The sequence below is a fragment of the Solibacillus sp. FSL W8-0474 genome, from assembly GCF_038004065.1.
GTDB classification, from domain to species: Bacteria; Bacillota; Bacilli; order Bacillales_A; family Planococcaceae; genus Solibacillus; species Solibacillus faecavium.
The window spans coordinates 2,299,126-2,324,658 of sequence record NZ_JBBOQJ010000001.1 but is presented as its reverse complement, the minus strand read 5'-3'; the positions used below and the strand labels follow the sequence as shown (position 1 = coordinate 2,324,658).

Here is a 25,533-nt window from a genome sequence, read left to right as displayed (position 1 = left end):
AAAAAAATCTTGAATTGGTGTATTAGGGGGAGCAACAACTTGAACTTATTCAATATCATTAAAAACAACCCGGAATATTGGCTTGTTGATCAAATCAATAAAGAAGATGTTTCAAAAGAAGAATACAGATTGCAATTCACAAAAATTCTCGAGGAATGGGACCATCTGGGAATTGGCTATTTATCTTTACTTATGGATGAACATTTTGAAAGCTGGCTGCTTCAAAAAAATTTCAGCAAGATTTCCAGTATTGTCGAGTACACAAGGAAACTTGAGAATTTACCACGAATAGATGATCAAATTGTTTGGCATTCTCTTTCTGAAGGAATGCTCGATGAACGAGAATATGCGGAATTGTATGATCGATGTCGAATGGGTTCTGCCAATAAAAATATAAAGCAGCCCATTGATCAAGTTATGCAATCTATAAAAAATGAGTTGGGATCTGACTGGCGTAAGTATTGCTATTATTTCACGAAGAATGAAACTTTAATAGGGATAAGTATTCCTCATATTGAAATGGGAACAAAAGACGAAGGAAGATTATTTTATTTTGGTGTAGTCCCGAATTTTAGAGGGCAAGGCCTAGGGAGAACTATTCATAAAATTACTCTCGCATTACTCAAGAATTTCCATGCCAGCTATTACGTCGGCAGCACCGACGTACATAATTCTAATATGATTAAAATCTTTGAGGGAAATGGATGTGAACTCCGTGATCGGAAAGGGATTTATAAAATAGTTAAATAAAAATCGTAAATTTTCGGGGGAAGATACGTATGGGATATGTAGACGATTTACGCCAGATTGTGGGTAATCAACCACTTAATTTAGTTGGTGTTGCGGTAGCTGTGATTAACGAAAATGGAGATATATTACTGCAAAGAAGATTAGATGGAAAATGGGGTGTACCCGGAGGATTTATGGAATTAGGAGAATCTACTGAAGAAGCAGGAAGACGGGAAGTCTTAGAAGAAACAGGACTGGAAATAGGGAAACTTGATTTAGTGGGTGTCATTTCTGGGAAAGAGCATTTTGTTAAACTGCCAAACGGTGATGAATTTTATCCTGTAACAATTGCGTATAGTTCAAAAGAAATTAAAGGAGGGATTCTAAAAGCTGATGGGAAAGAATCTAACGAAGCCATGTTTTTTAAAGCAAGTGAATTACCAGATGGTCTTAATCCTTTGATTAAAGGCCTTATTAAACAATATTTCACTTCTTTATAACTTAATGTAAGGAGATTTTAGAGAAATAGATTGGGGGAACGCACATTGGTTAGATTATATTTAGTGAGACATGGTCAAACAGAGTGGAATATTCAAAAAAGAATGCAAGGCTGGAAAGATTCAGCGTTAACTGAACAAGGGGTTAATAACGCAATTGCATTAGGAAAAACGCTAGAAGGGGTAGAATTTGTTGCTGCTTATTCAAGTACGAGTGAAAGAACAATTGAAACAGCTAAATTAATTATTGGGAAAAGAAATTTACCAATTAGTACGAATGAAAACTTGAGAGAAATGTATTTGGGTGAATGGGAGGGTAAAACGCATGAAGAAATAAAGGTTTCATACCCTGAGCAATATAAAAATTTTGGGGAGAACCCAGCCCTTTATGAACCAGCTGGTGGTGAGACCTTTGAGCAGCTTACAAACAGGGCTATTAATGTATTAAATTTCATTATTTCAGAACATGAAGCTGGAAATATATTGGTTATTACTCATTCTGTTATTCTAAAATCCTTATTAATGCATGCAAAAGGAATGGACATTACAGATTTATGGGCCCCACCATTTATACACGACACAAGTCTTTCAATAATGGAAATAAAAAATGGGGAATATTGTATTTTATCTGAAGGAGACTTAGCGCATTTAGATAAAGTTACTATTTAATACATTTGAGTGAGATTGGTTAAAAAGATGGGGGAAAATAATTGGAATGTGCAAAGGATAATGGCTTTCAATTTCTTGAATTCCTTATCGTAAAAGAGACTGAAATATATAATTATCACCGATTGGCTGGATCATATGCGGTAATTAAATGTGATGACAAATATCTTTTATGTTATAACACTTTAAGAAAACAATGGGAATTACCGGCAGGGAAAAGGGAGATGGATGAAACACCAAAAGATTGTGCAATAAGAGAACTTTACGAAGAAACTGGGCAAAGAGTTTTGGATATAGAATTTAAGGGTTTGTTAAAAGTAAAAAACGCAATAAATAATGAAATTAAGTATAATCCTGTTTACTTTACTACTCTTGAAAAACTCCAACCATTTCAGAAAAATAATGAGACATCCGAAATTTTATTATGGGACTTAGAACAAAAGCTTGGTCCTATAGATGAAATAGATTTGAAAATATTCGATTTTATAAATTAAGATAGTTCTTACAGGCTTTCGTGCTCACAGAGCTGCTTATATCCATTTTATCCTACATAAGTCTTGAGTGATTTCATTATATTTTTTTATAGGTTTTATATTAGTTGATTTTTCGCTCTTTTTAGAATATTTTTACATATTTTATAGGGAGAACTTATTCCAATTTATACTATTGACCTTTCAAATTATACTTGATATTATTCTCCTAATGTTTTTAAAAAAGAATAGATTTACCTTGTATAAATTCAAGAAGACGGCTTGAAAGTTTCTACCAGCTACCGATATTAGCTGACTACAAGGAATGGGAAATTATTGATTTTTTATTCCGCTTTAATGTAGAAAAAACTTTGGCCGATTGTGGTCAAAGTTTTTTTTTTATTAATAGAAAAATGCAATAGCTGAATACTAATATCAGAATGATTTCCGTTCATTCTTAACTTTGGCAAATAGGAGATTACAACATGAAAAACTTTTTTAAATTTGCAGAACGGAACACTTCCTATAAGCAGGAATCACTCGCAGGAATAACAACTTTCCTATCGATAGCTTATATATTAGTGGTAAATCCAATTATTCTAAGTCAGTCCGGGATGGATAGTGGTGCTGTATTTACTGCAACAGCGCTTACTGCAATAATCGGAACATTACTTATAGGCTTACTTGCGAACTTCCCAATTGCTATTGCACCAAGTATGGGATTGAACTCATTCTTTACGTTTACAGTTTGTATTGGAATGGGCATTGATTGGCAAGTTACATTAACAGGTGTTTTTGTTGCCGGAATCATCTTTATGATTTTAAGTTTATTTAAAATTCGCGAAAAAATTATTAACATTATTCCAAGTGATTTAAAGTTCGCAATCGCTGCTGGTATTGGATTTTTTATCACATTTGTTGGATTAAAAAATGGTGGCATTGTACAAGCAGATCCAGATACATTTGTTAAGATTGGTGATTTAACTTCACCGATGACGTTATTAGCCATTCTAGGTATTTTCCTTACGATCATTATGTTAGTAAAAGGCATTAACGGCGGTATTTTCTACGCTATGGTCATTACTACAATTGTAGGTATGCTGTTCGGTAAAATCGAAGTACCATCTTCAATTGTTGGTAGTATCCCAAGTCTTGAACCGACATTTGGTGTTGTGTTTGGTCATTTAGATGAGATTTTCACACCAGAAATCCTTACAGTTATTTTCACGTTTTTAATTGTTGCCTTCTTTGATACAGCGGGTGCATTAATTGGATTAACGAGTCAAGCAGGCATGATGAAGGACAATAAAATTCCGAATATCGGTAAAGGTTTACTTGCCGATTCTGCAGCGGGGGTTATTGGTGCAATTTTAGGTACATCAACACCAGCAACAAGCGTTGAATCTTCTGCAGGTATTGCTGTTGGAGGGAAGACCGGCTTTACATCTGTAGTCATTGCTGCTTGTTTTGTTGTTGCGTTATTCTTCTCGCCACTTGTTAGTGTTATTTCAGCGGAAGTAACTTCAGCTGCATTAATTATTGTAGGTGCACTAATGGCTATGGAGATCCGTAGAATTAACTGGACGAAGTTAGAAATCGTGATTCCTTCATTTTTAACAATTATTATGATGCCATTAACTTCTAGTGTCGTTATCGGAATCGGATTAGGTTTTGTTCTATATCCAATTTGTTTAATCGCACAAAAGCGTTCTAAAGAAGTCCATCCAATAATGTACGTGCTTTGTTTATTATTCATTTCATACTTTGCGTTTATCGTTTAGGAAAGCGAATAAAAAAGGCTAAATAATTTAAGGTCTTGTTACAAATATAGAAGAAAAAGAAAGGGTAGATGAACAGGAATAAATTCCTGCTTACATCTATCCTTTTTTTACTTACGGATACTACTAGATCAGTTAGCTATGTGGAGTCTTTCTCCACCCATAAAACTGCATAACTTCTTTTAAACATATAAATCATTTCAATTCCCACCTTTCATATTTTTAATTAACAAAATTAATATTGACGATGACGTGCGTAATTTTCTAATTTTCTTCGATTCTCTTCAAAGACTTTTTTCGCATGTTTATCATGTTGTGCTTTCTCAAATGAGATCGTAGGCTCACGTTTTGTAATAGCTATCGTTACAGAAAAAATGTTTAATATCATGGATTATCACCTCCTTAAAATTATCCCCAAACAGAAAAAAACCGTAGAGAGAATTCCCCTACGGTAAAAAAAGACACAAAAATACCGTAGGGGCACACTTCTCCCTAAGGTATGGGTATACTTAATTATAAAAATACTTTAAGCAATCCATTCCAATTTGGTCGAATGTGTGGTTTTTGTTTTTGCTGAAATTGAAACAACTAATGACATTAATTTATTAATAACGATCATTTTATCCGACCTCCTTAAGAAATTTTGATTACTGCATAAGTATACCCATTTCGATTTTATTTGTAAACATTATTTTGAAAATTTTCTAATTAGTGTAAAATAATGAAGGGGTTATTTGCTAATTCCTCTGGAGAGACCTGATTAAATAAAAGGGTTTCAACATTTAGGAAAGAATATAACTATCAGGCATGATATTAATTAGCAAAAGAGGGCTCAAATGTGGAAAAAATAAATGAAATTATAAATTTATTGAAAAGTAATTTTTTAATTAGTACAGATTTAAAGGCAGAAAAGCTTAATAGCGGCACTACAAATGGCGTTTTATATTTACTACTTGTCGATAAAAAACCAACATATGTAGTGAAAATGGATACAGCAAATATTATTAAGCCTACGGAGCAATTTCTTACTGCTTATAGTGATACGAGCTTACTTCCTAATATTATTTACACAGATCCAGAAGAACTATTTATTGTGTATGACTATATTGCTGGAGAAACACATGTTAATCGTGGCACTAAAATAGACTGGATGACAATTTTAATAAAGGAACTATTTGATAAATATAGGAGGGTAGATGAAGATACCCCTTGGGGAAGAATTAATGGTACTTCTAAAAGCGGTTGGTCTGATTTTAATCAAAGTAGTCTGGAATATGCGCAGCAAAATATAGGAAATGTTCTTTCAGTAGAGGATCATAAAAGGGTAGAACTTTTAGTAAATAAGTTAAAGGGATATAGCCATTTGGAAGAAAAATATTATTTACATGGAGATACTGGTGTACATAATTTTGTTTATTTAAATAACCAATTAAAGGGCGTGATTGATCCTTCACCAATAATTGGGCCGAAAAATTATGATTTTACATATGCATTTTGTTCATCACCAGACAATCTAGATTTTAAGACGTTACTTACATTGTTTGAGATGTGGAACAGTGATCTTAGCTATACTGAAGAAAGACTTTTAGATGAGGTGATTTTTCAATTATATACACGTATAGGGATATGTATTAAAGCGCATCCACAGGATTTGCCGGAGTATTTGGAAGCATGGGATCAATATAAAAACTATTTACCAAATTATTGAGTGTAACAATTAACTATTTACTTTCTCAATTTTGAAGCGACAAAATCTCTGGAACCTTTGTTATTTATTTCCGTCAAAATTACCAGTGATTTGTTAAATAATCATAGAGGGGGAGTGTAGTTGTTTAAGTATGCGTTGCAAATTATAATAGGAATCTTAACTTTTATGGTAGCAACTTTTATTGCATGGTATGAAGGAAGTGCACTTATAAATAATTCAATCGAATGGAAGTATTCCACACCGTTTACCAAATTGTTTAATATAGAGATAACAACTGGACAGGATATTAGCCAACTTGATTATTTTGTTTATGCAGTAAAATTTCAACCTTTATTTCCCACTTTAATGATAGTGAGTATACTTTATATTCTAAGTGTAACTGGCTATTATCTCATCAAAAGTAAATCTAAATGGGCAATTGGTTTTTGGGGATTTATAGGTTTTATAATGATATTATTTAGTAGTTTGACTTTTAATTCATCAACTACTGGGGGTAGTATTTTCTTCTGGATTACTTCAATAAGCGGACTATTATTTATAGCAGGTGCAGTTTTACTATCGTTAAGAAAGAACAAACATAAACGTCCGATCTTCAATTAGTTAGTTTCACTAATATCAATTCTATGAACGGAAAAAGGTGAGTATAGAATGGAATGTAAATCTTCGTTAAAAGAACAGTTATTTGCACTAGAGAAAAAATTGTTAGAACCAGAAATTAGGACATCAAAAGAAGAGCTATCGAATCTACTTGCAGAAACTTTCTTTGAATTTGGAAGTTCTGGGCAGGTATTGTACAAAGATGCGAATATTGGTGAAATAACACTAAGTTTAGTACGAATGAAAATAAGCGATTTTGAAATCCATTCATTATCTGAAGAAATAATTTTAACGACCTACCGAATACATAATGAGATAAATAACCAGCATTCATTACGTAGCTCGATTTGGAAATTAATCGACGGACGTTGGAAAATGCATTTTCATCAAGGGACAAAGGTTATTTCTTAACTTTAGCTTTGCTAGAAGGAGACGGGGTTATGAAAAAGTTAGCGATTATTACAGTAGGTAAAACCCATTCTGGAAAAACGACATTTGCTCATGCTTTGGAAAAACAGTTAAGTAACTCTTTTGTGATGGATCAAGATAACCATGCCGAATTTATTAATACATACTATAAGAATTTACTACCGACACAAGGCCCTAATATACTTAAGCACGCCATCTCAAAGCTGATCGTCGATTATGCAAAAGAACACACGGATTTTCACTTTATTATTTGCAATTCAAATCGAAGTCGAAAAGGACGCGTGTATTTGCTTGAAGAATTATTTAAAGCCGAAGATTTTGTCCGTATCTTAGTTTACTTTGATATTCCAGATGATGTTCTTAAAGCTCGAGTTATTCAAAGTCACAGAAGTACGAATATATTTAGGGGAGCATATTCAAATTTTGAAGAAGTACTTGCTAGACAACAGGCCGAAAAGGAAGATATAGTTAATCCATCAGAAGATGAAGCAGATTATTTATTTGTCATTAAAGACAATGATGAAGTTAATGTAGTTATTCAAAAGATTATCCAAATTGCTGAAAGGATGTGATGACTTTGAAAGCAGTCAAAGAAAAAAATGAGTTTTTGGAATGGGTAAAAGTGATTGGGATCGCACTTTTATTTGCCGTAGGAATTCGGATGTTCATATTAACACCTATTGTGGTGGATGGTGCTTCTATGATGCCAACAGTTGAAGACGGGGACAAAGTAATTGTAAATAAGATTGGGCCAAAATTAACAGAGTATAACCGATTTGATGTAATTGTATTTGAAGCAAAGGAAGATACAAATTATATCAAGCGTATTATTGGTATTCCTGGTGACCACATCGCCTATAAAAACGATGAACTTTTTATTAACGGTAAGAAATATGAAGAACCTTATTTAAAGGAATATAAAAAGGCACTGAACGACAATGGTACACTCACTGAGGATTTTACGTTAGAAGAGTACTTAGGTGAGTCAGTTGTACCAGATGGATACTATTTTGTGCTAGGAGATAATCGCCGGAAAAGTATAGATAGTAGAGACCCCAACGTTGGATTTGTTTCAAAGGATAAAATAATAGGTACAACAAATATTGTTTTCTTTCCATTAGATAAATTAAAGTTAATTAAATAAAACAGAAAAACTGTGTTAAATCTGGCTTGTCAGATTTTTTGACACAGTTTTTTTGTGTTTTTAAATTGGAGTGAATGCGCTTCTTAACTTCTCCCTATTCAACACGTGATCCATAGTTAGAACTGGATATTTATGTTAAAATGTTGAAAAGTAGTTTTTGGAGGTACGGAAATGGAGAGACTACGTGAAAAGATAAAGGAAATAGAATCAGATGAAGTAGGGAATACAAATGTGGAATTATGTATGGATGAAAAACGGAAGGAAGAACTGAGTATTAAGGAAAATAGATTAATGGTGAGACAAGCGGGATTTATATCATTAATGGTAATCATTTTTATCCCATACTTTAAATTTTGTGCATACTTGTCAAATTTATTTTGGTTCAGTTATTTTACGTTCAATATTACAATGTTACTAGGTATTCCTTTTTCATACTTTGCTGCAAAATATATAGTACGAGTAATAAAAAAAATTATATAAATAAGTATCTAGCAATAATATTTTCAATTGTGGGGTGGAACTTGAGGGTTTCTAATTTTGTCATCCCCATTAAACTTTATAGCCATTTTACCAGTGTACTTGAAGTTTATTACCATTTGGGTCATAAAAGTGGAAAAAGAAATGACCATTATCTTCTTTTATATCCTCGACCTTGACTTGATGATCAATTAAGTGTTGATGAAACTTATATAATTCCCGACTTGTAAAGCCAATACTAAATTCTTGTTTATTATTAATAGTAAAATGCGCAAAGGTTTCATCGTCGGTAGGGACTAGAATAAGTAAGAATGGTCCTCACCGACTTTTAAAATGGCAAGTTCCCCAGTATTATTTAGCAACTGGAGTCCCAAAACATCTCGATACCATTGTGCAGAAAGCTCCAAATCTTTAACAGGAATTCGAACATAATGTACTTGTTCAATAAATGATTCGCTCAAAGTCTTCTCTCCTTTATTTAATCCGATATTTAAATAGTTCGCCTTTTATATCCTATATTCCTACTAAAATACATCACACAGTAGTAAAGATATGTTAAAATTTGGGTAAATATAATTCCTGATAGGGTGTCAAAATCGAGGTGGAAAAATTGCTCAGAGAAAAATTTGAAATAATAGAGCATCATCAAAACTTTCTTCTCTTTTTGAAAAGCATGAAAACGTTTGATGAACGTCTACTAAGAAAACCAATTGGAGAAAGAAAATGGTCCATCATCGAAATAGTTGGTCATTTTTACCCTTGGGATGAATTTGTTTTACAACACAGAATTCCATATATATTAGCTGGTAAAAGCTTACCGAAAGCTCCAAGTGCCGAGGATGTAAACATTCTTTCTTCCTTCATTGCTAGAACTGAGACGATTGAAAAAACATTTGAAAAATGCATACGTATTCGGGAAGACCTATTAAATCAGTTAGACCAAATACCTGAAGAGCAATGGTTGATTAAATTGCAGATTGAAGACTCTACTTTAACACTTTATGAATATTTAAAAGGATTAATGGAACACGATATCCATCACATAAACGAAATAAAATTTACTTTAAAACAAGGCGGGTGATGATCGAAAGAGTAATATACATAAAAAGAGGATTATTTTATTTTTGACTACGAAACGGTTCAAGAAACCATGTGGCAGGATGCACTATTCTTTTCATTTTGGACAACAATTGGACTAGTAACCCTATATATTATTGAAATTACTGTAAAAAAGTATAGTAGTAAATAGAAAAATTTGTATTTATAAGGCTAAAAATTATAGATGTAATGGACGCTTTTCTGTAACAAGAAAAGCGTCTTTCTTCATGCAATGATAGAGGGAAATTTGAACTTGAAAAAATAATCGGAAAATTTTTAAGCCAAATGCTCTTCTTGTTTGTCTAATAAGTGTAAGACAAAAATGAAAGGAGGAATTGCGATGAATATTGGACGCTTAGTAAAAAAAGCTCAAAAAGGAAATGACAAAGCGTATTTAGAGCTTTTCCAACAATATGAAGCAGATATTTATCGAATGGCCTATGTCTATGTGAAAAATAAAAATGACGCTTTAGACGTCGTTCAAGAAGTAGCTTATCAGTCATTCAAAAATATTAGCACTTTAAATAAACCTGAATATTTCAAGACATGGCTTATGAAAATTACAATTAATTGTGCACTAAACGTAATTGATAAAAACAAAAAAGTGGTTCAACTAATTCCTCAGTTTGAAGTACATACAGGGGCGGGAGTTGAAGATATTGAAACTTCTTTATCTTTAAGAGAACTTATGGATACTTTGCATGAAGATGAGAAAAGCGTGATTTTACTAAAGTATTATAATGACCGGACGTTAAAGGAAATTTCGGAGATTTTAGAAATACCTCTTGGAACCGCAAAGTCCATATTATACCGCGCCTTAAATAAACTTCGTCAAAATTTAAAGGAGGTAGAGAACTTTGGAAAATAATTTTAAACAAGATATAGAAAAAATAGAAATTCCATTTCAACTTCATGAAAGAAGTAAGAAAGGTATCCAGGAAGCTAAATCGGAAATGGGTGGAACAGTGAAACGTTTTGTGAAAAAGCGTATAGCTATTACCGTCATGGCAGCTTGTTTAATGGTGCCTACAGGAGCATTTGCGTATCAGTCGTTACTTGCGGATGATTTATATGGTTCGTTCGATAACGTGAAAAAGCATATCGCAAATATTACATTGAAAAGTTATTTATTATTTGATGCCAAATTATCTCAAGCAAAAGGTGATTTAGGAAAAGAGCAATACGAACAATTTAAAGAAGTATTATATGTAATTACAAATGCAAAACTTGAATTTGGCGATAAAAATGGAAATATCGATTATTCTCAAGTCCCTAGTGAAAATCTGGAGGAAATTAAAGCAGCCCTCTATGACATCCAACCTTACTTTGATAAATTAAACGATGAACTATCTAGTAAAGAGGTTTTGACAGCTGAAGAATTTGAACAATACATTCAGGCTTTAATAACATATGAAACGGTTATGGCTAAAACCGGCGTCTCCTCACCACCAGAAATTGAGATGGTCCCAATAGATTTACGAGAAGCGTTTATGAATGCTCGAAATGTTCTAGAATATGTGAATGAAAAACAAAGAAAAAATTAACAGAGTACATCACCCTTAATGTTTAAAATATTGATAATTATTTATTTTCAGATTATAATATTAGGAATTTAAGAAAAGGTGGTCATACCTATGGATAAATTACGAAAAAATTCTTCTAAATAATATTTTAGGAGGATAAAAATGGAATTTGAAATAAAAGACGAAAAAAACATTCCCATCAGTCAGTTAAAGGCCTTATATGAAGATGTCGAATGGTATGCGTATACCAACGATTTAGATTTATTACAGCAAGCTTGTTTACAATCACTAGATGTCATCTCAGTTTGGCGGAAAGAAAAGCTACTTGGCTTAGTTCGTGTTGTCGGTGATGGGCTAACGATTATCTATATTCAAGATATACTCGTTTTAAATGCATATCAAAACCAGGGTATCGCAACATTACTAATGCAACATGTTCTTAATAAATATAAAAATGTCAGACAAAAAGTTTTGTTAACAGAAGAAGCACCAGACGTTCGACACTTTTATGAGAAGAATGGATTTATTTCTTGCGATCAAGGCACTTTAGTCTCTTTTGCTAAATTGAGTTGATTTGAACCTAATATAAAAATAATTTGATTAATAAGGCGCGATTCTATATTAGAATCAGCGCCTATTTTTTATGGAAATGAAAACCCCCTGCTATGCGGGGGGTTCTAAAAAGCTTTTAGCTATGGACAAAAAAAATACTCCAATCGTACAATAAAATCAGGTCTGGTCAACCGATTACGTACGAAAGGAGTTCCAATAATGGATAATAAAAGTTTAGCACATACAACATGGAATTGTAAGTATCACATAGTTTTTGCGCCAAAATACAGAAGAAGAATTATATATGGAAAAATAAAAGCGGATATCGGAAAAATATTACGTCAACTGTGTGAAAGAAAAGGCGTAGAAATTATTGAAGCGACAGCATGTCCGGATCATATACATATGTTAGTGAGTATTCCACCAAAGCTAAGTGTGTCTGCTTTTGTTGGATACCTCAAAGGAAAAAGTAGTTTGATGATATTCGATCGACATGCCAATCTGAAATATAAATATGGAAACCGGAAATTCTGGTGTCGTGGATATTATGTAGATACAGTAGGTCGAAATAGAAAAGTCATTCAAGAGTATATAAAAAATCAACTGCAAGAAGATTACGTAGAGGATCAAATGTCGATGAAAGAATTCATTGACCCATTCACAGGAGAAGAAATAAATCGAAGAAAAAATAAATAAACCGCTTTAGCGGTAGTCGGAAACGTAGTGCGGTTGGCAGACCTTTCAGAGCGTCTTTAGACGTGGGCCAGTAACCCAGCGTTTCACGCGCAGAGAAAACCACCAGTTCGACTGGTGGTTTTTATTTGTTATATAATTAAATAATTTATGTTAGGATTTAGTTAAAGATACGATTGAAAAGGAGCTTTAATATGGAAATTCTATTAGTTGGAACGATTCATCTAGGTGAAACACCTGACATTCACACTTTAGCTGAAGACGATAAAAAGAAATATAGTGATGTCCATTTCAAACAGTTGGCTGCTGATATCGCAAAATTTCAAGCAGATCAAGTTTTTGTTGAATATCCTTTTGAATTACATAAACAGTTAAATGCAATTTATCACTCGGCTGAAGTAAACGAGGATTTTAAAGAAAATGAAGTTTATCAAATTGGTTTTCGTCTAGCCAAAATGCTTAGGCATGATGCGATTTACGCAGTAGATTGGCATGAAGAACCAGAGGAATCAATCAATTTAGGTCTAGTGGCAGCAGGTAAATCAAAGGCGGAGTACGAGGAAATTATGGAACCAATAAAGGCAGGAATGAAGACTCTTTCTTCGATCATTCAGCAATATGATATCATCAAATTGTACAAATATATTAATTCACGGGAATACATATTAAATGATCATAAAGTCTATCTAGATTTAATGCAGCTTGGCGATGAAACTGCTTTTGAGTGGGTGTCGAAATATTGGTATTACCGTAACTTACGAATCGTTCGAAATATTAAACGATCGATCAGACCTGAAACAAAACGTGCTGTTATTTTATATGGCGGCGGACATAACTATTTGTTGAAACAACTGCTGGAAGATGATCAGTCACTTAAAGTCATTCACTACGGAGATTGGTCAGAATAAAATACAAGGAGTTTGTTGTGTTGTTAAATATAAGGGGGAATTGAAACTTTTCCAATCTCTAATATGTCTAATTTATTAAGGAGAGATGTCCTTGAAAAAGTTTAAATACTTACTTGCTTTTATTGTAGTAATTTCAATCTTTTTAGTAGGTTGTTCAAACGTAATAGAAAATGAAGAAGAGTATATAAAAGTTCAAAAGCGTATTGGTGATGAAAATAAATATGAAGACTTCAAAGAAATCACTGATAATGGGCAAGTTCAAAAAGCGAAAGATATTTTAAACAATATAGATTGGGAAAAATCAAAAGTTAATATGACTCACCCTGCTGATTACAGGTTCATATTTCAATATAAAAATCCTAAAATTGAAGCAAAAGCGGTGTCATATGAACTTTGGATAAGTCCGAACAAAGATAAAGTGGAACTCGTTATAGACGCTGACATGAAATATATTCAATTAGACACGGGTAAGTCAGCAGAACTATTTGAAATAATTACGGGTGAAAAATTATCAGAACTAAAATAATAATGTGAGCTCGAGTTCTAATTGGATTTTTGACAGCCTAAAATCAGTATTTGTTCTACACGTTTATGAAATGCTAAATCCTTAGCGCACCCAGTTAGTAAAATTTTAAAAAGGTTTGGCAACCATTAAATATAGAATAATGATGGGAATTATTGTTGATATTGTCCCAATAATATCCCAAGTTCTCGAGGCTTTTTTATAATCACTTTTACTGAATTTTTCTTCACTATATTTAATCATTTTTCTTTGTAGGGGTATCAAAAGTATAATCCAAATAAATCCTGTTATTGCAAATAAAGCTAGAGAAATTGTTAACCAATTTATTTCATCTAGGGGATAGTTACTTTTTATTGCTAATATAAATCCGGAAATTAGTAATGTGATAATGCTAGGTATAGTAAACACATAATCAGCAATCATTATATTCTTTGCTGTTTTGTTGATGTGGGTTTCATCTCCTGAAAATTCTGCCTTTAGTTTCCAAAAAGCAGCCGTAATAATATTACCAATAAAAAGAATTGCTGAAATAATGTGTATTAACACTAAATAAACCATTTTATCTTCTTCCTTTCATAACGGCATTCAGTACTTCAAATAGTTTTTTCTTTTTATCCACTTTTTTACATTCGACAGGTAAAATAAATAGTCCTTTAATACTTCTAATTAAATTGAATTGCATATAGGTTATAGCTTCTAATATCTACTATCACTTGTAATTGTTAATATTTAAAATAAACAAGAAATAGAGATTTATTCTTCCGCATACTGGCGCGTTTTTAGAGAATGAATTTGCGCTCTTTTTACTTTAAATTTCTGTCCAAGGAAAAACAGAGGGGGATAATTAATTGGTAAGTTATAAGGCAATAGTATTTGATCTAGATGATACTCTGCTTGATAGGGATAACGCAGTGGATCGAATGTTTTTAATGATATTAGAAAAATGTTATGAAGGTGTTAACGATTCTACCAAAAATATAATGCTACAAAAATTCAAAGAATATGATAAGAGAGTGTATGGTTATAGTGATAAAACCACAGTATTGGATACATTTTTTGATGAATTCCCTCCGAAACATAGATTGCCTAGCAATGATATTCAAGATTTTTGGAATCGTAATTTTCCTAACTGCTTTTCTATAGACCTGCAAACTTTAAACATTATAAATACTTTAAAAACTCACGTAAAAGTTGCAATTATAACAAATGGCACGACTCACAGACAGAAAGCAAAAATAATTAAAACTAATTTAAATAGTTGTTTTGATATCATACTTATTTCGGAGGAAGTAGGTTTTAGTAAACCCGACAGACGTATATTTGAATTAGTATTAAATAAGCTTAATGTGCAACCTGAGGAAACATTATTCGTTGGAGATGACCTTACAAAGGATATTAACGGTTGTCAAAATGTAAACATAAAAGGTATATGGTTCAATCCACATATGACAAAAAATGATACAACAATTCTTCCGTTTGCTGAGATTCATTCTTTTGATGGATTATTAGATTTTTTACATAATCGGATTAATTAGTAATACACAAAATTAGATTAAAAAAACGCTCTACAAGGATATTTCGAAATTGAAAGGGGGATAAGATGAACAAGCTAGGAGTTCTTTCTTTAGTAATGGTTATTGCGAGTATCATTTCATTTTTAATTATACGAGGGCCTAACGCGAATTTGCTGATGGCTATTATCGTACTTGGGACGCTTTCGCTATTCGGTATTATATTTGCAGTCTTATCAAAGAAGTGGTTGTCAGGAATATTGGGTGTTTTATTAAACGGAGGAGTCTTGATTTTTGTATATTTAATTGTGCTAGCTAGAGGAATCGCTGGTTAGATTTATCTATAGATATATAAAATAATATGAGTGGGGGCATGAAATGTATATGGTGCCAATGGGTTTTTTTATACTTTTTCTTATTTCAACGACCACAGGACTGCTTTTTATGTTTAAGCTAGGAAAGGAAAATAAATATAATGTTATCAGCGGAACGATTGCGTTGGGAACAGGAACCTTTTCTTTCATTGCCTGCATCTTCTTCTTATTTGAATCGTAATCAAGATATTTTCAAATAGACTTGAATATATTATGTTAAATCAGTTTTTAGGAGGAAGTTTTATAATTAAGTCTTTGAAATGGCAGTTTATCATATCTCTACTTGTTGCTATTGGCTTTGTGTATATAAATTTTTCTAGTATTGAGTTTATAGAAGATAAGAGGGATCCAGCTATTCGGGTAATCTTTTTCTTAATCATGATTTTTTCGGTGTTTAAAGCGGGATTATTGTCGGAAAAATACATTCAATCAAAAAAGAAATAACTTCATACCAAAAAACAGGCGCTTTCCTAGAAAAAAGGAAAGGCCTTTTCAAATTTCACCTAGTTACTTTAAGATTCTTTAATAAAACTATTTAATTGAAGTGGTGTGGTTGTACCTTGGTGGAAATAAAGTTGCCATTTCCCATCAATAAATTTCCATATGGAACTACGAAGTGTATTTCTTTCCCTTGTAGTATCTACAAGAAAATATGTTGCTAAGACGACGTCGTGAGCAAGCGGATAGATTTCATAATTATGTAGCTTCATTTCTGCCAATACAACACCTGTTTCAAGACATTCTTTCTTATCATGCATAAACCCGGAGCTGCCAATTTCAAAAAAATCTTCAGTTAATATTTCATTGAGCCTTTCTCTACTCATTCTTACTTCCAAACCGGTATGACTTTCCTCTAATTGTTGTAAATGTTCTTTTAAATTCTCTACCATAATTATAACCACCTAATTTTATTTACTTACATCTTAACTAATTTCTATATTACTTAAATATAATCCTCTAAATCAGAGGGGAAATAATATACCACTTGGAGGAATCACTTTTATATGAACTATTATACTGTATAATAAATAAAGGGAATTTTGGTATTTAAAACCGTTGAAAGTAGGTGGACTATATGAGTAGTAAAAAGAATATGAGTAAAACCAAGATAGCTAGTCTTGTTTTTTCTTCATTAGCGCTAATTTTATTAATACTAAATTATTTTTTATTTGTTTCAAATAAGAATACAATTTCTGTCGCTGCATTAACAGACAGAGAAAATGCAATTCTGTCAAGTATTACAGATCAATCGTTTGTATACGATTTCAATACAGAAAAAGAATACAAAGAAGTAACTGTATGGATAGAAAGATACGAATCAGGAAATCTAGCTGAGGATAAAATAGCGGAATTAACCACGGAGGTAGAGGGGGAGGGTTCAATTATATTCTCAACTTCCAAAACAAATTCTAGCTCAAAGGAAATGCCATTCAGTATTACAATTAGCAATAATGAAAGTGTTAGTTCAATTTATGCCTCTGATACAAACTCAAAAAATTTAGATAACATGTCAAGTGTGTGGGGGAATTTCCGTGGGGATAATATATCTATAGCAGACGAAGTGGTATTAGGCAGTATTTGTTACTCAAATGATGGAAGAATGAATTCCCTTACCGCGGAATTTTATCAGGATGTTAATGGTCATATTAATGAAATAGAAAAATATGAGGTTGTTTATTTACTTAAAGCCAATTTTAATAAATGACATTTAATAATTTTATTCAAAACTCAACAATGTGTTCAATTTTGTTCGTTGCTATCATTATTGATTCGACTTAAACTATAAATAGAAATCAACAATATGTTGAATTTTGAGGAGGAGACAATGATGAGTAAAACAGCAAAAATGATGATGTCTATTGCTACTGCAATTATTATAGTAATGATGAGTAAAGCGTTTATTTTAGATGAAGCGGTGAAAGGTTATTTAGTGATTTTCTTTTTCGTTGGGGCTGGATTAGCAGCATTACGTTTATTTATTAATGGCATGATTCGTAAAATGAAAGGAAAGCATATTGGTGTCAAAGTGGTATTCTTTGCCGCTCTTTTAAGTGTCGGTATACCATTCCAAAGCTGGTTCCGTACAGATGTATTATTTGCGATGAGGAAAGCATTTATTTTTCCGAGTATTACAGTGATGGCGGCAAGTGTGGTGTTAATGACGATTGTATACGGTGTCATTTATCAACGTGTGCATGTTTCAAATTTACAAGAAGAACATGCAGCATAATATCGTGATCCCTGAAAATTAGTATGGATGGATACTAGTTTTCAGGGGTTTTTTGATGCAACTTCGTACTTAGAGTTTATTCCAGTAATGAAGTTGTCATCTAAATTAATGAGATTTAAATGAAAAGGAATTAAATTTCCTTTTTTCATACAGTTCAATAATCGCTGCTGTTAAATGTTGAATGCCGAGATGGATTTTATTTTCGTTTACTTGAGAAATGCTTAGTCGAATTGCTTTCTGGCTGTTTTTGGTTAAGTACATTCTCGAAGCATTATCTATATAGATCTGTTTTTCATGGAGTAGGTCAATTAATTTATCGACATTCATATCGGAAGGCAAGAAGAGGGTTAAATAAAAACCACTTTTAGGCCTTGTGTATTGAACATAGTCAGGTAAATTCTTTGAACAAGCTTCTAATAATATGTTCATTTTCTTTTTATACAATTTTTTTACGCTTTCTAAATGATATTGAAACATCCCATTTTTTAAATAGATTTCTAATGCACCTTGTGAAAGGGGCGATGTATTGAAATCAACGCTAAATTTTTTGTGGACAAACCCAGTAATCATCTTTTCAGGGAGAACAACTGTAGCAATTCTTAGTCCAGGTAAAAATACTTTCGAAAAGCTTTTTACATAAATGACTCTGCCGTTTGGTTCATATGCAAACAACGGATCAGCTTTTGAATCTGTATCTAATTCAGCTAAGTAATCATCCTCTACTATGTACACATCGTATTTTTCTGCGAGAGCTACAATTTTTTTCTTTTCCTCATTGGAATAGTGATGTCCTAATGGGTTGTGACATCTTGGAATGATGTAAAAGAATTTAATATCATTCGATTGAAACAAATTCTCAAGTTTTTGAAAATCAATCCCTTTCATTGTTAATTCAATACCCAACGTTGGAATCTGATTTAACTGTAACGCATCGATCATACCAAAGTAGGTAGGCTGCTCAATTAATATATTCTTTTTTCCGTTTGGAAACGGCAAGGTGGAAAGTATATGAAGCGCTTGTTGAGAACCGGAAGTAACGACAAGGCGTTCGGGTATTGTGAATACTTGTAGCTGCTGTAAATATTTCGTGAGCTCTTTTCGTAAAGATAAAAGGCCCTGTTGGTCGCTATAGGTAAATAATTGTTCCTTATAATGATCAATTGCCTGATTGATGCAATGCTGAAAATCTTCATACGGCATGATTCTTTTATCTGGACCAGCGGATAAAAAATCAATAGCAATGGCATCGAGATTAGATGTTTGATAATCATCCACAACGTAATAGCCGCTTTTAGGTTTCGCATAGACGATATGCTGTTTTTCCAATTCAAGCAATGCCTTAACCACCGTATTTTTACTGCAATGAAATTGTTCAGCGAGCAGCCGAATCGAAGGTAATTTATCGCCTGTCTTCAATTTCCCCTCTTCAATTTGCCGTTTCACCCATTCTAAAATGGCCATATACTTAGTCTTCACTCAATCCTCTCCTTCGCTATCTGTCCCATGACAGATGGGGATTTCTCCTGTTTTATAAAGAGCTGATATTCATTACAATCATTTTAATTAGCTTAGTTCTTTTAACTATGATTATGGGGTATTTCTTTATGACTGAGAAGGGGGATTTACATGACGAATAGTATAAAAAGAGGAATGATATTAGGTTTTATCGGAATCGTATGTTTCAGTCTTACATTACCTGCAACAAGTATTGCTGTTCCTTATTTTGGCGAGGTGATTGTTGGATTAGGGAGAACGGTTATTGCAGCTATTATCGTAGTGGCTATATTTATGATGAAAAGGCAATCTTTACCAAATAAATCACAATTTAAAAGTTTGTTGATAGTCACGATAGGAGCAGTTCTTGCCTTCCCATTACTAACGACATTTGCTATGAAATCACTGCCTGTTTCACATGGTGCAATTGAATTAGCTTTATTGCCGCTTGCGACAGCGGGTTTCGCTATGTGGCGCGGTGGTGAGCGACCTTCGAAACGATATTGGATTGCAAGTATTATTGGTGCGATAACTGTTATTATATATGCCATCTATGTAGGATTTGGGCAATTGCAAAAAGGAGATCTAGCATTAATCGCAGCTGTTATTGTACTTGGATTAAGTTATGCAGAGGGTGGGAAATTATCAAAAGAGCTTGGTAGTTGGCAAGTAATTGCTTGGGCAATATTAATTGGCGCTCCATTTTTTATTATTCCTGTGGGACTCAGCATATCGGGCAGTATGCTACAGGCACCTGTAGAAGCTTGGATAAGTCTCTTATATTTAGGGATTGTCAGTCAGTTTTTAGCTTATGTAGCCTGGTACGGCGGAATGGCTGTTGGAGGTATTGCGAGAGTGGGGCAGATCCAATACTTACAGCCTTTTTTAATGATTGGATTTTCTGTATTATTTTTAGGAGAATCGATTAGTTGGTTAACAATTAGTTTAGCAATAATCGTTGTGGGCAGTGTAATAGTAGGGAAAAATGCACCCGTGATGAAGAAGGAGATTCATTTAGAATAGACATCCACTCAATCTAAAGTTATAAAATGCTTCGATATTGAATTATCGAGGCATTATTTATTTTGAATATAATTACGGGCTAAATATCTAAAAAAGTGGAGAAGGTTTAGTACTACATATCAGCTACAGATGAGTAAATGCTATACTTATAGAAATGGAGTAAATTGGTCCAAAAATTGGGTGTATAAGTATTTTTTTGGAGGTTTTGATGAATAACAAAGAAAAAAAGATTTACAGATTATACAAAGCACAAAAGTTGGCTTTATATTGGCTGTTAGGAATTATTGTTTCGGGATTTATAGGATTACAGCTTGGAGAAATTCAGGCTATTGCAGATTATAATTATAATCTGCATGAAATAATGTACTTCCCGGCTATTATTTCTCTATTTGTTGCACCTGTTGTGTTGGTTATCTACATTTTTTTAGTGGTTAAATATTTAGTAAAAAGAGGAAAACAAAAGCTAAATATTAAAGAAGGAATTAAATCAATAGTTGTAATATGTTCTATAGTCATTTTAATTTCTATAACAGTTCATCAATCTTTTGAGGTATCAACTACTGGAATATTTGAAATAGATGAGAAACTTCTTGAGGATAGATAGTATTATTTAGTAGTGAATGATCAAAAAATTAGAGTAACTAGTAATGAATTTAAATTAGTTGAAAAGAATCGACAGTATTTAATTAGTTTTGTATGGAATAAACGAACTCCAAACAAAGGGCAGCTTGAAACAATAGTGCCAATACAGCAATGAATGGATGACTAGTTCAACTAACAAAGTTTCGTCGAATGGAGGTTCATACAGTGAATGTTAAAATAAGAACTCTTGTAGAACGCGATATACCCTTCTTATGGGATATGTTGTATGAATCTGCGTTTGTACCAGAAGGAGAGAAGCCTTTTCCTCGAACAATACTAAACGAACCGTCTGTATCTAAATATGTAGAAGATTGGGGGAAACAGGGCGGTGATATTGGCTTGATTGCGGAAAATGAACAACAGGCGATTGGGGCCATTTGGTTGCGACTGTTTGATGAAACACAAAAAGGCTGTGGTGATGCTGAAACACCCGAAATCGGAATTGCCATCCTGAAAGAACATCGAGGTAAAGGAATTGGACATGCATTAATGTGTGCGCTCGAAGCGGAAGCATTAAAATTTGGATATCAGAAATTATGTTTAAATGTAGATCCAAGAAATCCGGCTTGCCGCTTATATAAACAATTAGGTTATGAGCATGTTGGCTGGCATGATACTTACTGGATCATGGAGAAGAAGTTAGTTTAATAGAACATTGATTGGTAGGAGAGCCACGGGAATTGAATAAAATAAAGGTACAAATTCCGCTTATTATAAAAATTACGTGAAAAATAACGAAAATAAAAGGAGATATTACCCTTATTGATAAATAAAACATAAAATTTTATGATTTTATCGTAAATAAGCGGAAATACTACCCTTATATTCACTGAAATGAGCACAATTTTAAAATTAAGCGGAAATCCTCCGCTTATTTTTCTTTATCCATTAAAATGCATTAATTCCTTTATGAATGTCAATTCTAAATCAACAAAGTAAAAGAGGTGAAAGCATATGGAAAGAGAGGCTCATTATTTTTGGGCAGTGCGTATTCCGGATGATGTGAAACAAACAATTTATGATGAACTAACACGAATTAAACCGATCTTCCAATTTAAACGATGGGTGGATTTACGTGATTATCATATAACTCTTGCTTTTCTTGGTTCCGTAAATTCACAGCAACTTCAAGCCGTAATTCACTCGGTTGGGGAAGCTCTTAAAAATCAAAGAGCATTTCTGTTAGATATTAAAGGACTGAATGTGTTTGGACCTCAAAAAGCTCCTCGCATATTTTGGGGAGCGGTGAACGAAATGGAGCCATTATTTCAAATTCAGGCAATGGTTTATAAAACATGTCTTGCTGAGGGCTTTACTCTTGAAACACGTCCTTATCATCCCCACATCACTTTGGCGCGGAAGTGGGGAAAAAATGAAGATTTTAAAATGGAGGACTTAGTCACACATAATCCTTTTAAAGAAAAGGCGTTATCTTTTCAGGTAAATGAAATTGTATTATATAAATCCAATTTAGAAAATACACCTAAATATGAATCAATCGCGTCGTTTACATTGATGAAATGATTAACATAATCTGCATCGTATACTTTACTTTTATGTGCTTAAGCTAGTATAAAAGGAGTGATTCGATGGCAAAGAAGAACCGAAATAAAATACTAGTACCCGAATCTAGACAACAGCTTGATCAATTAAAAGCGAAGGTATCCGGGACTAGCAAACCAGAAGATGCAGCATTAGAGGTAGCTAAAGAATTAGGTATTCCCCTTAAGGAAGGATACAACGGCAAACTTACTTCTGAAGAAGCTGGTAAAGTAGGCGGAAGAATTGGCGGGAATATGGTTAAGGAGCTAGTAAGGATGGCTCAGGAAAGCATAAAGAAAGATCAATAAATGAATGGACTGGCCCCTGGTAGCGGACACGTTAAATAGTGTACCTATTGGGGGTTTTTATATTTTTTAAGGACTGTTCTTTGAATGTAATTTGTGAAAAAAACGAATAAATTGGATATTTATGTTAAAGTATAAAGAGGATTAAGATTACATAAACAAAATGACAGCTATAAAGAAATTATCAGGAGGGATAAATTTGCTATATTTATCTTTATTATTAGGTTTGATTATAATTGTATTTACAACGAAGCTTACTGAAAAGCTGAAATTATCAAGTGTTTGGTTGTTAGTAGGTCAAATTAGTGCTTCATTGGTCATTATATTGCTCGGCAATCTTAAAGTTAGTTATATTACCCAAATAGAATTAGGCTATTTAACAATTCCATTTGCCTTATTATTCCTTGTAGGTTTTACAAATGTACTAAATACAGAAAAACAGCAAAAACCAATTATCTTGCTGATACCATGTATTTCTTTAGTTTGTTTTTCTATATCAGCTCTAATTATGGGGTATTCATTTGTTTCAATCATAGGAATGTGTGCGGCTTTAACAATTATGCTGTTACTGCTTTCAGGTAAAGGGAATACGGGAAGAACATTTACTACAGCTATCGGTTTTGTAATAGCAGTTCTATCATTAGCCTTGCTTAACCAAACCTTTGTTATGATTTATATTCCGATTTTCACACTAATATTGCCACTAGCATTGTATCTCATCTTACAAAATAAATTAACGAGTGTACAATCAATTATTATTAGCTCTTTAGTAGCGCTTCTATTTGGCTTAATCATGTTTGTGATCTCTATTAATATAGTGTGGTATTTGGTTGTTGGATTCACTGTTATTTTGGCTATTTCACAATTATCAAGTAAATATCGCTTTATTTAATGAGTAGTAAAAAAAGGGCTCGATTCCTAATTCGTGGAATCGAGCCTTTATATATTGCTTCTATTTTCGCATTTTGTATTATGACTAGTTTGATTTATTAAGCTCTTGAAATATAACATACTTTAAAGCAGAAAGTTCATCTTCTGACAGTTTACCTTCGATTTCAGCTAATAGTGCGTCCTTATTAATTGCACCATTTTGCGCTTGTTGCTGAATATCCAGTAAACGAGTGACGCCCACTTTTTTAATTAACAAACGTGTCGCTTCTTCCTTCGTTTGGAAGGGAAGAGAATCTGGATTTGTAGTTGCTGCCTCGCTAACCATTTCCTGAAGCTTCGGATCGTTTTCGATATAGGTATTTACTTCTTTAAGACTTTCATCATCTAAATTAGTTTCCACTTTTTCGATAATTTTCTCGGATGCGATATTTGTTCCAAAATGCCACACAGCATAACCAGCTGCTCCAAGTAAAACAAGAATTATTGCTGTAAATGTTAAAAACTTTTTCATCAACTCACTCCTGACATAATGAATATAGCACAACTTTTCATAAACCACGAAGGAAAGTTATTTACTCGAATGGATGTAATTACAAATATTTGTGTACCTAAGGGAGTGAATGGATATTTATCCCATTTTTTGATACAATATTCTTACAATTACTTACCTTTAGGGTTGAGGTAATTGAAAAAAGTTATATATAATGGTATATAAGCAGGGAGTGTAAAAGAATCAATATTAAAACGGAGGGGATGTTTTTGAGATTAAAATTCAACTTTATCTGTATAGTCACTGCTATTGTTTTTATATCAGGTTGCTCCAATTCCACTCCATTTGACAATTCCTCTGCAGATTGGGCCTATAACTTTGTTGTTTGGGATGGGTATATTTATCAATTAACCGACGAATATGTAGAAAGCGTAGCTGAAGAAATCGGCGAAGTAACAAAGTACTCTGACATGGAAGGGACTTATTCTGGAAACTTTTCGAATGAGTATGAAAAAGGAACAAAGTATTACGCTATACAAGGGATAAGCACGGATTAAGCCATTGCTATAGAAGATGAAGGTAAATATAAAAAAGCAATTAGGGGTGGTAAGTACGGGGAGAAGTATTGATAGTATCGACCTGTACTATAAAATAATTTTGGGAGTGATGGAGATGATTTTTTTTAGGAAAGCAATGATACTTCTTACTTTCATTTTTATTATAGGTTCATTTCCCTCAATAACAAGTGCTTGTTCCTGTGCAGAATTATCAAGTGTAGAAGAAGCATTTGAACGTTCAGCAGCAGTATTTAGCGGGAAAGTGTTAGATATAAAAAAGAAAAAGAGTCTAAAAGGATATACATATAAATCCGTTCTTTTTGAGGTAACGAATACTTGGAAGGGTGTTGAACAAACCCAAATTATTATTATCACTGGTGAAGGTGGTGGAGATTGTGGATTTAATTTTATTGAGGAAAATGAATATTTGGTATACGCCAACGAATCTACGATGTACGGGGCAAAATCACTTGTATCAAGTATGTGTGGTCGTACGAATGTGCTGATTTCTTCTCAAAATGATTTGGCGGTACTAGGAGAAGGCGAGGTACCGATTGAAGAGGTTAATTTAAGTGGTGAACAAACTAGAAATCAAATTATAATTTGGACGTCACTGGGATTAGCCTTTTTCACTGTCATTTTAACCATTTTATATAGAAGAAAAAAACGTAAAAATTAGGAG

Annotated in this window: 36 protein-coding genes, 1 pseudogene and 1 riboswitch; of the genes and pseudogenes, 31 read left to right on the top strand and 6 right to left on the bottom strand. The window is 33.0% G+C overall.

Annotated features, from left to right (window positions below; genetic code table 11):
* Positions 1-39: 39 nt before the first annotated feature.
* From NYE67_RS11615 to NYE67_RS11595, 5 genes are all read left to right on the top strand, one after another.
* Entirely contained in the window at positions 40-750 is a 711-nt protein-coding gene (locus tag NYE67_RS11615; RefSeq protein ID WP_340730159.1) for a GNAT family N-acetyltransferase, read from the top strand.
* Between the two features lie 29 nt (positions 751-779).
* Entirely contained in the window at positions 780-1,229 is a 450-nt protein-coding gene (locus NYE67_RS11610) for an NUDIX hydrolase (RefSeq protein WP_340730158.1), read from the top strand.
* Between the two features lie 45 nt (positions 1,230-1,274).
* Positions 1,275-1,895 carry a histidine phosphatase family protein gene (locus NYE67_RS11605; protein ID WP_340730157.1) on the top strand — a complete coding sequence of 207 codons (621 nt, stop codon included), beginning with the start codon at positions 1,275-1,277 and terminating at the stop codon, positions 1,893-1,895.
* A gap of 41 nt (positions 1,896-1,936) precedes the next feature.
* Positions 1,937-2,386, top strand: a complete 450-nt coding sequence (locus tag NYE67_RS11600) for an NUDIX hydrolase (RefSeq protein WP_340728263.1) — start codon at positions 1,937-1,939, stop codon at positions 2,384-2,386.
* A gap of 215 nt (positions 2,387-2,601) precedes the next feature.
* Positions 2,602-2,701: riboswitch (purine riboswitch) on the top strand.
* A gap of 146 nt (positions 2,702-2,847) precedes the next feature.
* Positions 2,848-4,143, top strand: a complete 1,296-nt coding sequence (locus NYE67_RS11595) for an NCS2 family permease (RefSeq protein WP_340728262.1) — start codon at positions 2,848-2,850, stop codon at positions 4,141-4,143.
* Between the two features lie 232 nt (positions 4,144-4,375).
* Here the strand turns inward: NYE67_RS11595 and NYE67_RS11590 are convergent, their stop codons facing one another.
* The gene (locus tag NYE67_RS11590; protein WP_340728261.1) at positions 4,376-4,528 is read right to left on the bottom strand and encodes a YrzI family small protein; all 153 of its coding nucleotides are present in this window, start codon (positions 4,526-4,528) and stop codon (positions 4,376-4,378) included.
* Positions 4,529-4,978: 450 nt separating this feature from the next.
* Between NYE67_RS11590 and NYE67_RS11585 the strand changes: the two genes are divergently transcribed.
* From NYE67_RS11585 to NYE67_RS11560, 6 genes are all read left to right on the top strand, one after another.
* Positions 4,979-5,848, top strand: a complete 870-nt coding sequence (locus tag NYE67_RS11585) for a hypothetical protein (protein WP_340728260.1) — start codon at positions 4,979-4,981, stop codon at positions 5,846-5,848.
* Between the two features lie 120 nt (positions 5,849-5,968).
* The gene (locus NYE67_RS11580; protein WP_340728259.1) at positions 5,969-6,448 is read left to right on the top strand and encodes a YjdJ family protein; all 480 of its coding nucleotides are present in this window, start codon (positions 5,969-5,971) and stop codon (positions 6,446-6,448) included.
* 48 nt (positions 6,449-6,496) lie between these two features.
* Positions 6,497-6,856 carry a nuclear transport factor 2 family protein gene (locus NYE67_RS11575; RefSeq protein WP_340730156.1) on the top strand — a complete coding sequence of 120 codons (360 nt, stop codon included), beginning with the start codon at positions 6,497-6,499 and terminating at the stop codon, positions 6,854-6,856.
* A 29-nt stretch (positions 6,857-6,885) separates the two neighbouring features.
* The gene (locus tag NYE67_RS11570; protein WP_340730155.1) at positions 6,886-7,446 is read left to right on the top strand and encodes an ATP-binding protein; all 561 of its coding nucleotides are present in this window, start codon (positions 6,886-6,888) and stop codon (positions 7,444-7,446) included.
* A 5-nt stretch (positions 7,447-7,451) separates the two neighbouring features.
* The gene (gene lepB / locus NYE67_RS11565) at positions 7,452-8,018 is read left to right on the top strand and encodes a signal peptidase I (protein WP_340730154.1); all 567 of its coding nucleotides are present in this window, start codon (positions 7,452-7,454) and stop codon (positions 8,016-8,018) included.
* Positions 8,019-8,189: 171 nt separating this feature from the next.
* Complete coding sequence (locus NYE67_RS11560; protein WP_340730153.1) at positions 8,190-8,498, top strand: hypothetical protein; 309 nt, start codon at positions 8,190-8,192, stop codon at positions 8,496-8,498.
* Positions 8,499-8,585: 87 nt separating this feature from the next.
* Here NYE67_RS11560 and NYE67_RS11555 read toward each other — a convergent pair.
* Positions 8,586-8,956 (bottom strand): annotated as a pseudogene (locus NYE67_RS11555) (VOC family protein).
* Between the two features lie 140 nt (positions 8,957-9,096).
* On the opposite strand from NYE67_RS11555, the gene NYE67_RS11550 reads away from it, so the two are divergent.
* From NYE67_RS11550 to NYE67_RS11520, 7 genes are all read left to right on the top strand, one after another.
* Positions 9,097-9,576, top strand: coding sequence for a DinB family protein (locus NYE67_RS11550; protein ID WP_340730152.1), 480 nt, complete (start codon positions 9,097-9,099; stop codon positions 9,574-9,576).
* Between the two features lie 357 nt (positions 9,577-9,933).
* A complete protein-coding gene (locus NYE67_RS11545) occupies positions 9,934-10,461 on the top strand; it encodes a sigma-70 family RNA polymerase sigma factor (RefSeq protein ID WP_340730151.1) in 528 nt (175 codons plus the stop codon).
* Positions 10,451-11,137 (top strand): DUF3600 domain-containing protein, encoded by a 687-nt coding sequence (locus NYE67_RS11540; protein ID WP_340730150.1) that lies wholly within the window; start codon positions 10,451-10,453, stop codon positions 11,135-11,137. The genes NYE67_RS11545 and NYE67_RS11540 overlap by 11 nt, the downstream gene beginning before the upstream one ends.
* Before the next feature lie 141 nt (positions 11,138-11,278).
* Positions 11,279-11,689 (top strand): GNAT family N-acetyltransferase, encoded by a 411-nt coding sequence (locus NYE67_RS11535; protein ID WP_340730149.1) that lies wholly within the window; start codon positions 11,279-11,281, stop codon positions 11,687-11,689.
* 198 nt (positions 11,690-11,887) lie between these two features.
* Positions 11,888-12,364, top strand: a complete 477-nt coding sequence (gene tnpA / locus NYE67_RS11530; protein ID WP_191703405.1) for an IS200/IS605 family transposase — start codon at positions 11,888-11,890, stop codon at positions 12,362-12,364.
* 191 nt (positions 12,365-12,555) lie between these two features.
* The gene (locus NYE67_RS11525) at positions 12,556-13,269 is read left to right on the top strand and encodes a DUF5694 domain-containing protein (protein WP_340730148.1); all 714 of its coding nucleotides are present in this window, start codon (positions 12,556-12,558) and stop codon (positions 13,267-13,269) included.
* An 85-nt stretch (positions 13,270-13,354) separates the two neighbouring features.
* The gene (locus NYE67_RS11520; protein ID WP_340730147.1) at positions 13,355-13,795 is read left to right on the top strand and encodes a hypothetical protein; all 441 of its coding nucleotides are present in this window, start codon (positions 13,355-13,357) and stop codon (positions 13,793-13,795) included.
* 105 nt (positions 13,796-13,900) lie between these two features.
* Here NYE67_RS11520 and NYE67_RS11515 read toward each other — a convergent pair whose 3' ends face one another.
* Positions 13,901-14,350: a DUF2269 family protein gene (locus tag NYE67_RS11515; RefSeq protein ID WP_340730146.1), complete on the bottom strand. Its 450-nt coding sequence runs from the start codon at positions 14,348-14,350 to the stop codon at positions 13,901-13,903.
* A 290-nt stretch (positions 14,351-14,640) separates the two neighbouring features.
* On the opposite strand from NYE67_RS11515, the gene NYE67_RS11510 reads away from it, so the two are divergent.
* The 3 genes from NYE67_RS11510 to NYE67_RS11500 all read left to right on the top strand — a co-directional run bounded on the left by NYE67_RS11510 (position 14,641) and on the right by NYE67_RS11500 (position 16,121).
* Positions 14,641-15,327 (top strand): HAD family hydrolase, encoded by a 687-nt coding sequence (locus tag NYE67_RS11510; RefSeq protein WP_340730145.1) that lies wholly within the window; start codon positions 14,641-14,643, stop codon positions 15,325-15,327.
* A 65-nt stretch (positions 15,328-15,392) separates the two neighbouring features.
* Positions 15,393-15,638 carry a hypothetical protein gene (locus NYE67_RS11505; protein ID WP_340728248.1) on the top strand — a complete coding sequence of 82 codons (246 nt, stop codon included), beginning with the start codon at positions 15,393-15,395 and terminating at the stop codon, positions 15,636-15,638.
* 252 nt (positions 15,639-15,890) lie between these two features.
* Complete coding sequence (locus NYE67_RS11500) at positions 15,891-16,121, top strand: hypothetical protein (protein WP_340730144.1); 231 nt, start codon at positions 15,891-15,893, stop codon at positions 16,119-16,121.
* 68 nt (positions 16,122-16,189) lie between these two features.
* Here NYE67_RS11500 and NYE67_RS11495 read toward each other — a convergent pair whose 3' ends face one another.
* The gene (locus NYE67_RS11495; RefSeq protein WP_340730143.1) at positions 16,190-16,567 is read right to left on the bottom strand and encodes a nuclear transport factor 2 family protein; all 378 of its coding nucleotides are present in this window, start codon (positions 16,565-16,567) and stop codon (positions 16,190-16,192) included.
* 185 nt (positions 16,568-16,752) lie between these two features.
* Here NYE67_RS11495 and NYE67_RS11490 point away from each other — a divergent pair, with 185 nt between their 5' ends.
* Entirely contained in the window at positions 16,753-17,382 is a 630-nt protein-coding gene (locus tag NYE67_RS11490; RefSeq protein ID WP_340730142.1) for a hypothetical protein, read from the top strand.
* A 123-nt stretch (positions 17,383-17,505) separates the two neighbouring features.
* The gene (locus NYE67_RS11485; RefSeq protein WP_340730141.1) at positions 17,506-17,907 is read left to right on the top strand and encodes an MFS transporter permease; all 402 of its coding nucleotides are present in this window, start codon (positions 17,506-17,508) and stop codon (positions 17,905-17,907) included.
* 105 nt (positions 17,908-18,012) lie between these two features.
* Here the strand turns inward: NYE67_RS11485 and NYE67_RS11480 are convergent, their stop codons facing one another.
* Complete coding sequence (locus NYE67_RS11480; RefSeq protein WP_340728244.1) at positions 18,013-19,383, bottom strand: aminotransferase-like domain-containing protein; 1,371 nt, start codon at positions 19,381-19,383, stop codon at positions 18,013-18,015.
* A gap of 150 nt (positions 19,384-19,533) precedes the next feature.
* On the opposite strand from NYE67_RS11480, the gene NYE67_RS11475 reads away from it, so the two are divergent.
* The 6 genes from NYE67_RS11475 (at position 19,534) to NYE67_RS11450 (ending at position 23,805) form a co-directional block, all read left to right on the top strand.
* Complete coding sequence (locus tag NYE67_RS11475; protein ID WP_340728243.1) at positions 19,534-20,424, top strand: DMT family transporter; 891 nt, start codon at positions 19,534-19,536, stop codon at positions 20,422-20,424.
* A gap of 208 nt (positions 20,425-20,632) precedes the next feature.
* A complete protein-coding gene (locus NYE67_RS11470; protein WP_340728242.1) occupies positions 20,633-21,028 on the top strand; it encodes a hypothetical protein in 396 nt (131 codons plus the stop codon).
* Positions 21,029-21,231: 203 nt separating this feature from the next.
* Positions 21,232-21,714 carry a GNAT family N-acetyltransferase gene (locus NYE67_RS11465; protein ID WP_340728240.1) on the top strand — a complete coding sequence of 161 codons (483 nt, stop codon included), beginning with the start codon at positions 21,232-21,234 and terminating at the stop codon, positions 21,712-21,714.
* A 306-nt stretch (positions 21,715-22,020) separates the two neighbouring features.
* A complete protein-coding gene (thpR, locus tag NYE67_RS11460; protein WP_340728239.1) occupies positions 22,021-22,590 on the top strand; it encodes an RNA 2',3'-cyclic phosphodiesterase in 570 nt (189 codons plus the stop codon).
* A 65-nt stretch (positions 22,591-22,655) separates the two neighbouring features.
* The gene (locus NYE67_RS11455) at positions 22,656-22,916 is read left to right on the top strand and encodes an alpha/beta-type small acid-soluble spore protein (protein ID WP_340728238.1); all 261 of its coding nucleotides are present in this window, start codon (positions 22,656-22,658) and stop codon (positions 22,914-22,916) included.
* A gap of 196 nt (positions 22,917-23,112) precedes the next feature.
* Complete coding sequence (locus NYE67_RS11450; RefSeq protein ID WP_340728237.1) at positions 23,113-23,805, top strand: UDP-N-acetylmuramyl pentapeptide phosphotransferase; 693 nt, start codon at positions 23,113-23,115, stop codon at positions 23,803-23,805.
* An 84-nt stretch (positions 23,806-23,889) separates the two neighbouring features.
* Here the strand turns inward: NYE67_RS11450 and NYE67_RS11445 are convergent, their stop codons facing one another.
* Positions 23,890-24,315 carry a hypothetical protein gene (locus tag NYE67_RS11445; RefSeq protein ID WP_340728236.1) on the bottom strand — a complete coding sequence of 142 codons (426 nt, stop codon included), beginning with the start codon at positions 24,313-24,315 and terminating at the stop codon, positions 23,890-23,892.
* A 248-nt stretch (positions 24,316-24,563) separates the two neighbouring features.
* Here NYE67_RS11445 and NYE67_RS11440 point away from each other — a divergent pair, with 248 nt between their 5' ends.
* Positions 24,564-24,851 carry a hypothetical protein gene (locus NYE67_RS11440; RefSeq protein ID WP_340730140.1) on the top strand — a complete coding sequence of 96 codons (288 nt, stop codon included), beginning with the start codon at positions 24,564-24,566 and terminating at the stop codon, positions 24,849-24,851.
* A gap of 115 nt (positions 24,852-24,966) precedes the next feature.
* Positions 24,967-25,530 carry a hypothetical protein gene (locus NYE67_RS11435; protein WP_340730139.1) on the top strand — a complete coding sequence of 188 codons (564 nt, stop codon included), beginning with the start codon at positions 24,967-24,969 and terminating at the stop codon, positions 25,528-25,530.
* Positions 25,531-25,533: the final 3 nt, after the last annotated feature.

Coding starts and splice junctions, on each gene's coding strand:
- NYE67_RS11520 (WP_340730147.1), top strand. CDS start 13,355: ATGTCCTTGAAAAAGTTTAAATACTTACTTGCTTTTATTGTAGTAATT.
- NYE67_RS11485 (WP_340730141.1), top strand. CDS start 17,506: ATGAGTAAAACAGCAAAAATGATGATGTCTATTGCTACTGCAATTATT.
- NYE67_RS11475 (WP_340728243.1), top strand. CDS start 19,534: ATGACGAATAGTATAAAAAGAGGAATGATATTAGGTTTTATCGGAATC.
- NYE67_RS11515 (WP_340730146.1), bottom strand. CDS start 14,350: ATGGTTTATTTAGTGTTAATACACATTATTTCAGCAATTCTTTTTATT.
- NYE67_RS11500 (WP_340730144.1), top strand. CDS start 15,891: ATGTTAAATCAGTTTTTAGGAGGAAGTTTTATAATTAAGTCTTTGAAA.
- NYE67_RS11535 (WP_340730149.1), top strand. CDS start 11,279: ATGGAATTTGAAATAAAAGACGAAAAAAACATTCCCATCAGTCAGTTA.
- NYE67_RS11575 (WP_340730156.1), top strand. CDS start 6,497: ATGGAATGTAAATCTTCGTTAAAAGAACAGTTATTTGCACTAGAGAAA.
- thpR (WP_340728239.1), top strand. CDS start 22,021: ATGGAAAGAGAGGCTCATTATTTTTGGGCAGTGCGTATTCCGGATGAT.
- NYE67_RS11455 (WP_340728238.1), top strand. CDS start 22,656: ATGGCAAAGAAGAACCGAAATAAAATACTAGTACCCGAATCTAGACAA.
- NYE67_RS11595 (WP_340728262.1), top strand. CDS start 2,848: ATGAAAAACTTTTTTAAATTTGCAGAACGGAACACTTCCTATAAGCAG.
- NYE67_RS11545 (WP_340730151.1), top strand. CDS start 9,934: ATGAATATTGGACGCTTAGTAAAAAAAGCTCAAAAAGGAAATGACAAA.
- tnpA (WP_191703405.1), top strand. CDS start 11,888: ATGGATAATAAAAGTTTAGCACATACAACATGGAATTGTAAGTATCAC.
- NYE67_RS11570 (WP_340730155.1), top strand. CDS start 6,886: ATGAAAAAGTTAGCGATTATTACAGTAGGTAAAACCCATTCTGGAAAA.
- NYE67_RS11525 (WP_340730148.1), top strand. CDS start 12,556: ATGGAAATTCTATTAGTTGGAACGATTCATCTAGGTGAAACACCTGAC.
- NYE67_RS11610 (WP_340730158.1), top strand. CDS start 780: ATGGGATATGTAGACGATTTACGCCAGATTGTGGGTAATCAACCACTT.
- NYE67_RS11490 (WP_340730142.1), top strand. CDS start 16,753: ATGAGTAGTAAAAAGAATATGAGTAAAACCAAGATAGCTAGTCTTGTT.
- NYE67_RS11495 (WP_340730143.1), bottom strand. CDS start 16,567: ATGGTAGAGAATTTAAAAGAACATTTACAACAATTAGAGGAAAGTCAT.
- NYE67_RS11505 (WP_340728248.1), top strand. CDS start 15,393: ATGAACAAGCTAGGAGTTCTTTCTTTAGTAATGGTTATTGCGAGTATC.
- NYE67_RS11560 (WP_340730153.1), top strand. CDS start 8,190: ATGGAGAGACTACGTGAAAAGATAAAGGAAATAGAATCAGATGAAGTA.
- NYE67_RS11445 (WP_340728236.1), bottom strand. CDS start 24,315: ATGAAAAAGTTTTTAACATTTACAGCAATAATTCTTGTTTTACTTGGA.
- NYE67_RS11470 (WP_340728242.1), top strand. CDS start 20,633: ATGAATAACAAAGAAAAAAAGATTTACAGATTATACAAAGCACAAAAG.
- NYE67_RS11435 (WP_340730139.1), top strand. CDS start 24,967: ATGATTTTTTTTAGGAAAGCAATGATACTTCTTACTTTCATTTTTATT.
- NYE67_RS11590 (WP_340728261.1), bottom strand. CDS start 4,528: ATGATATTAAACATTTTTTCTGTAACGATAGCTATTACAAAACGTGAG.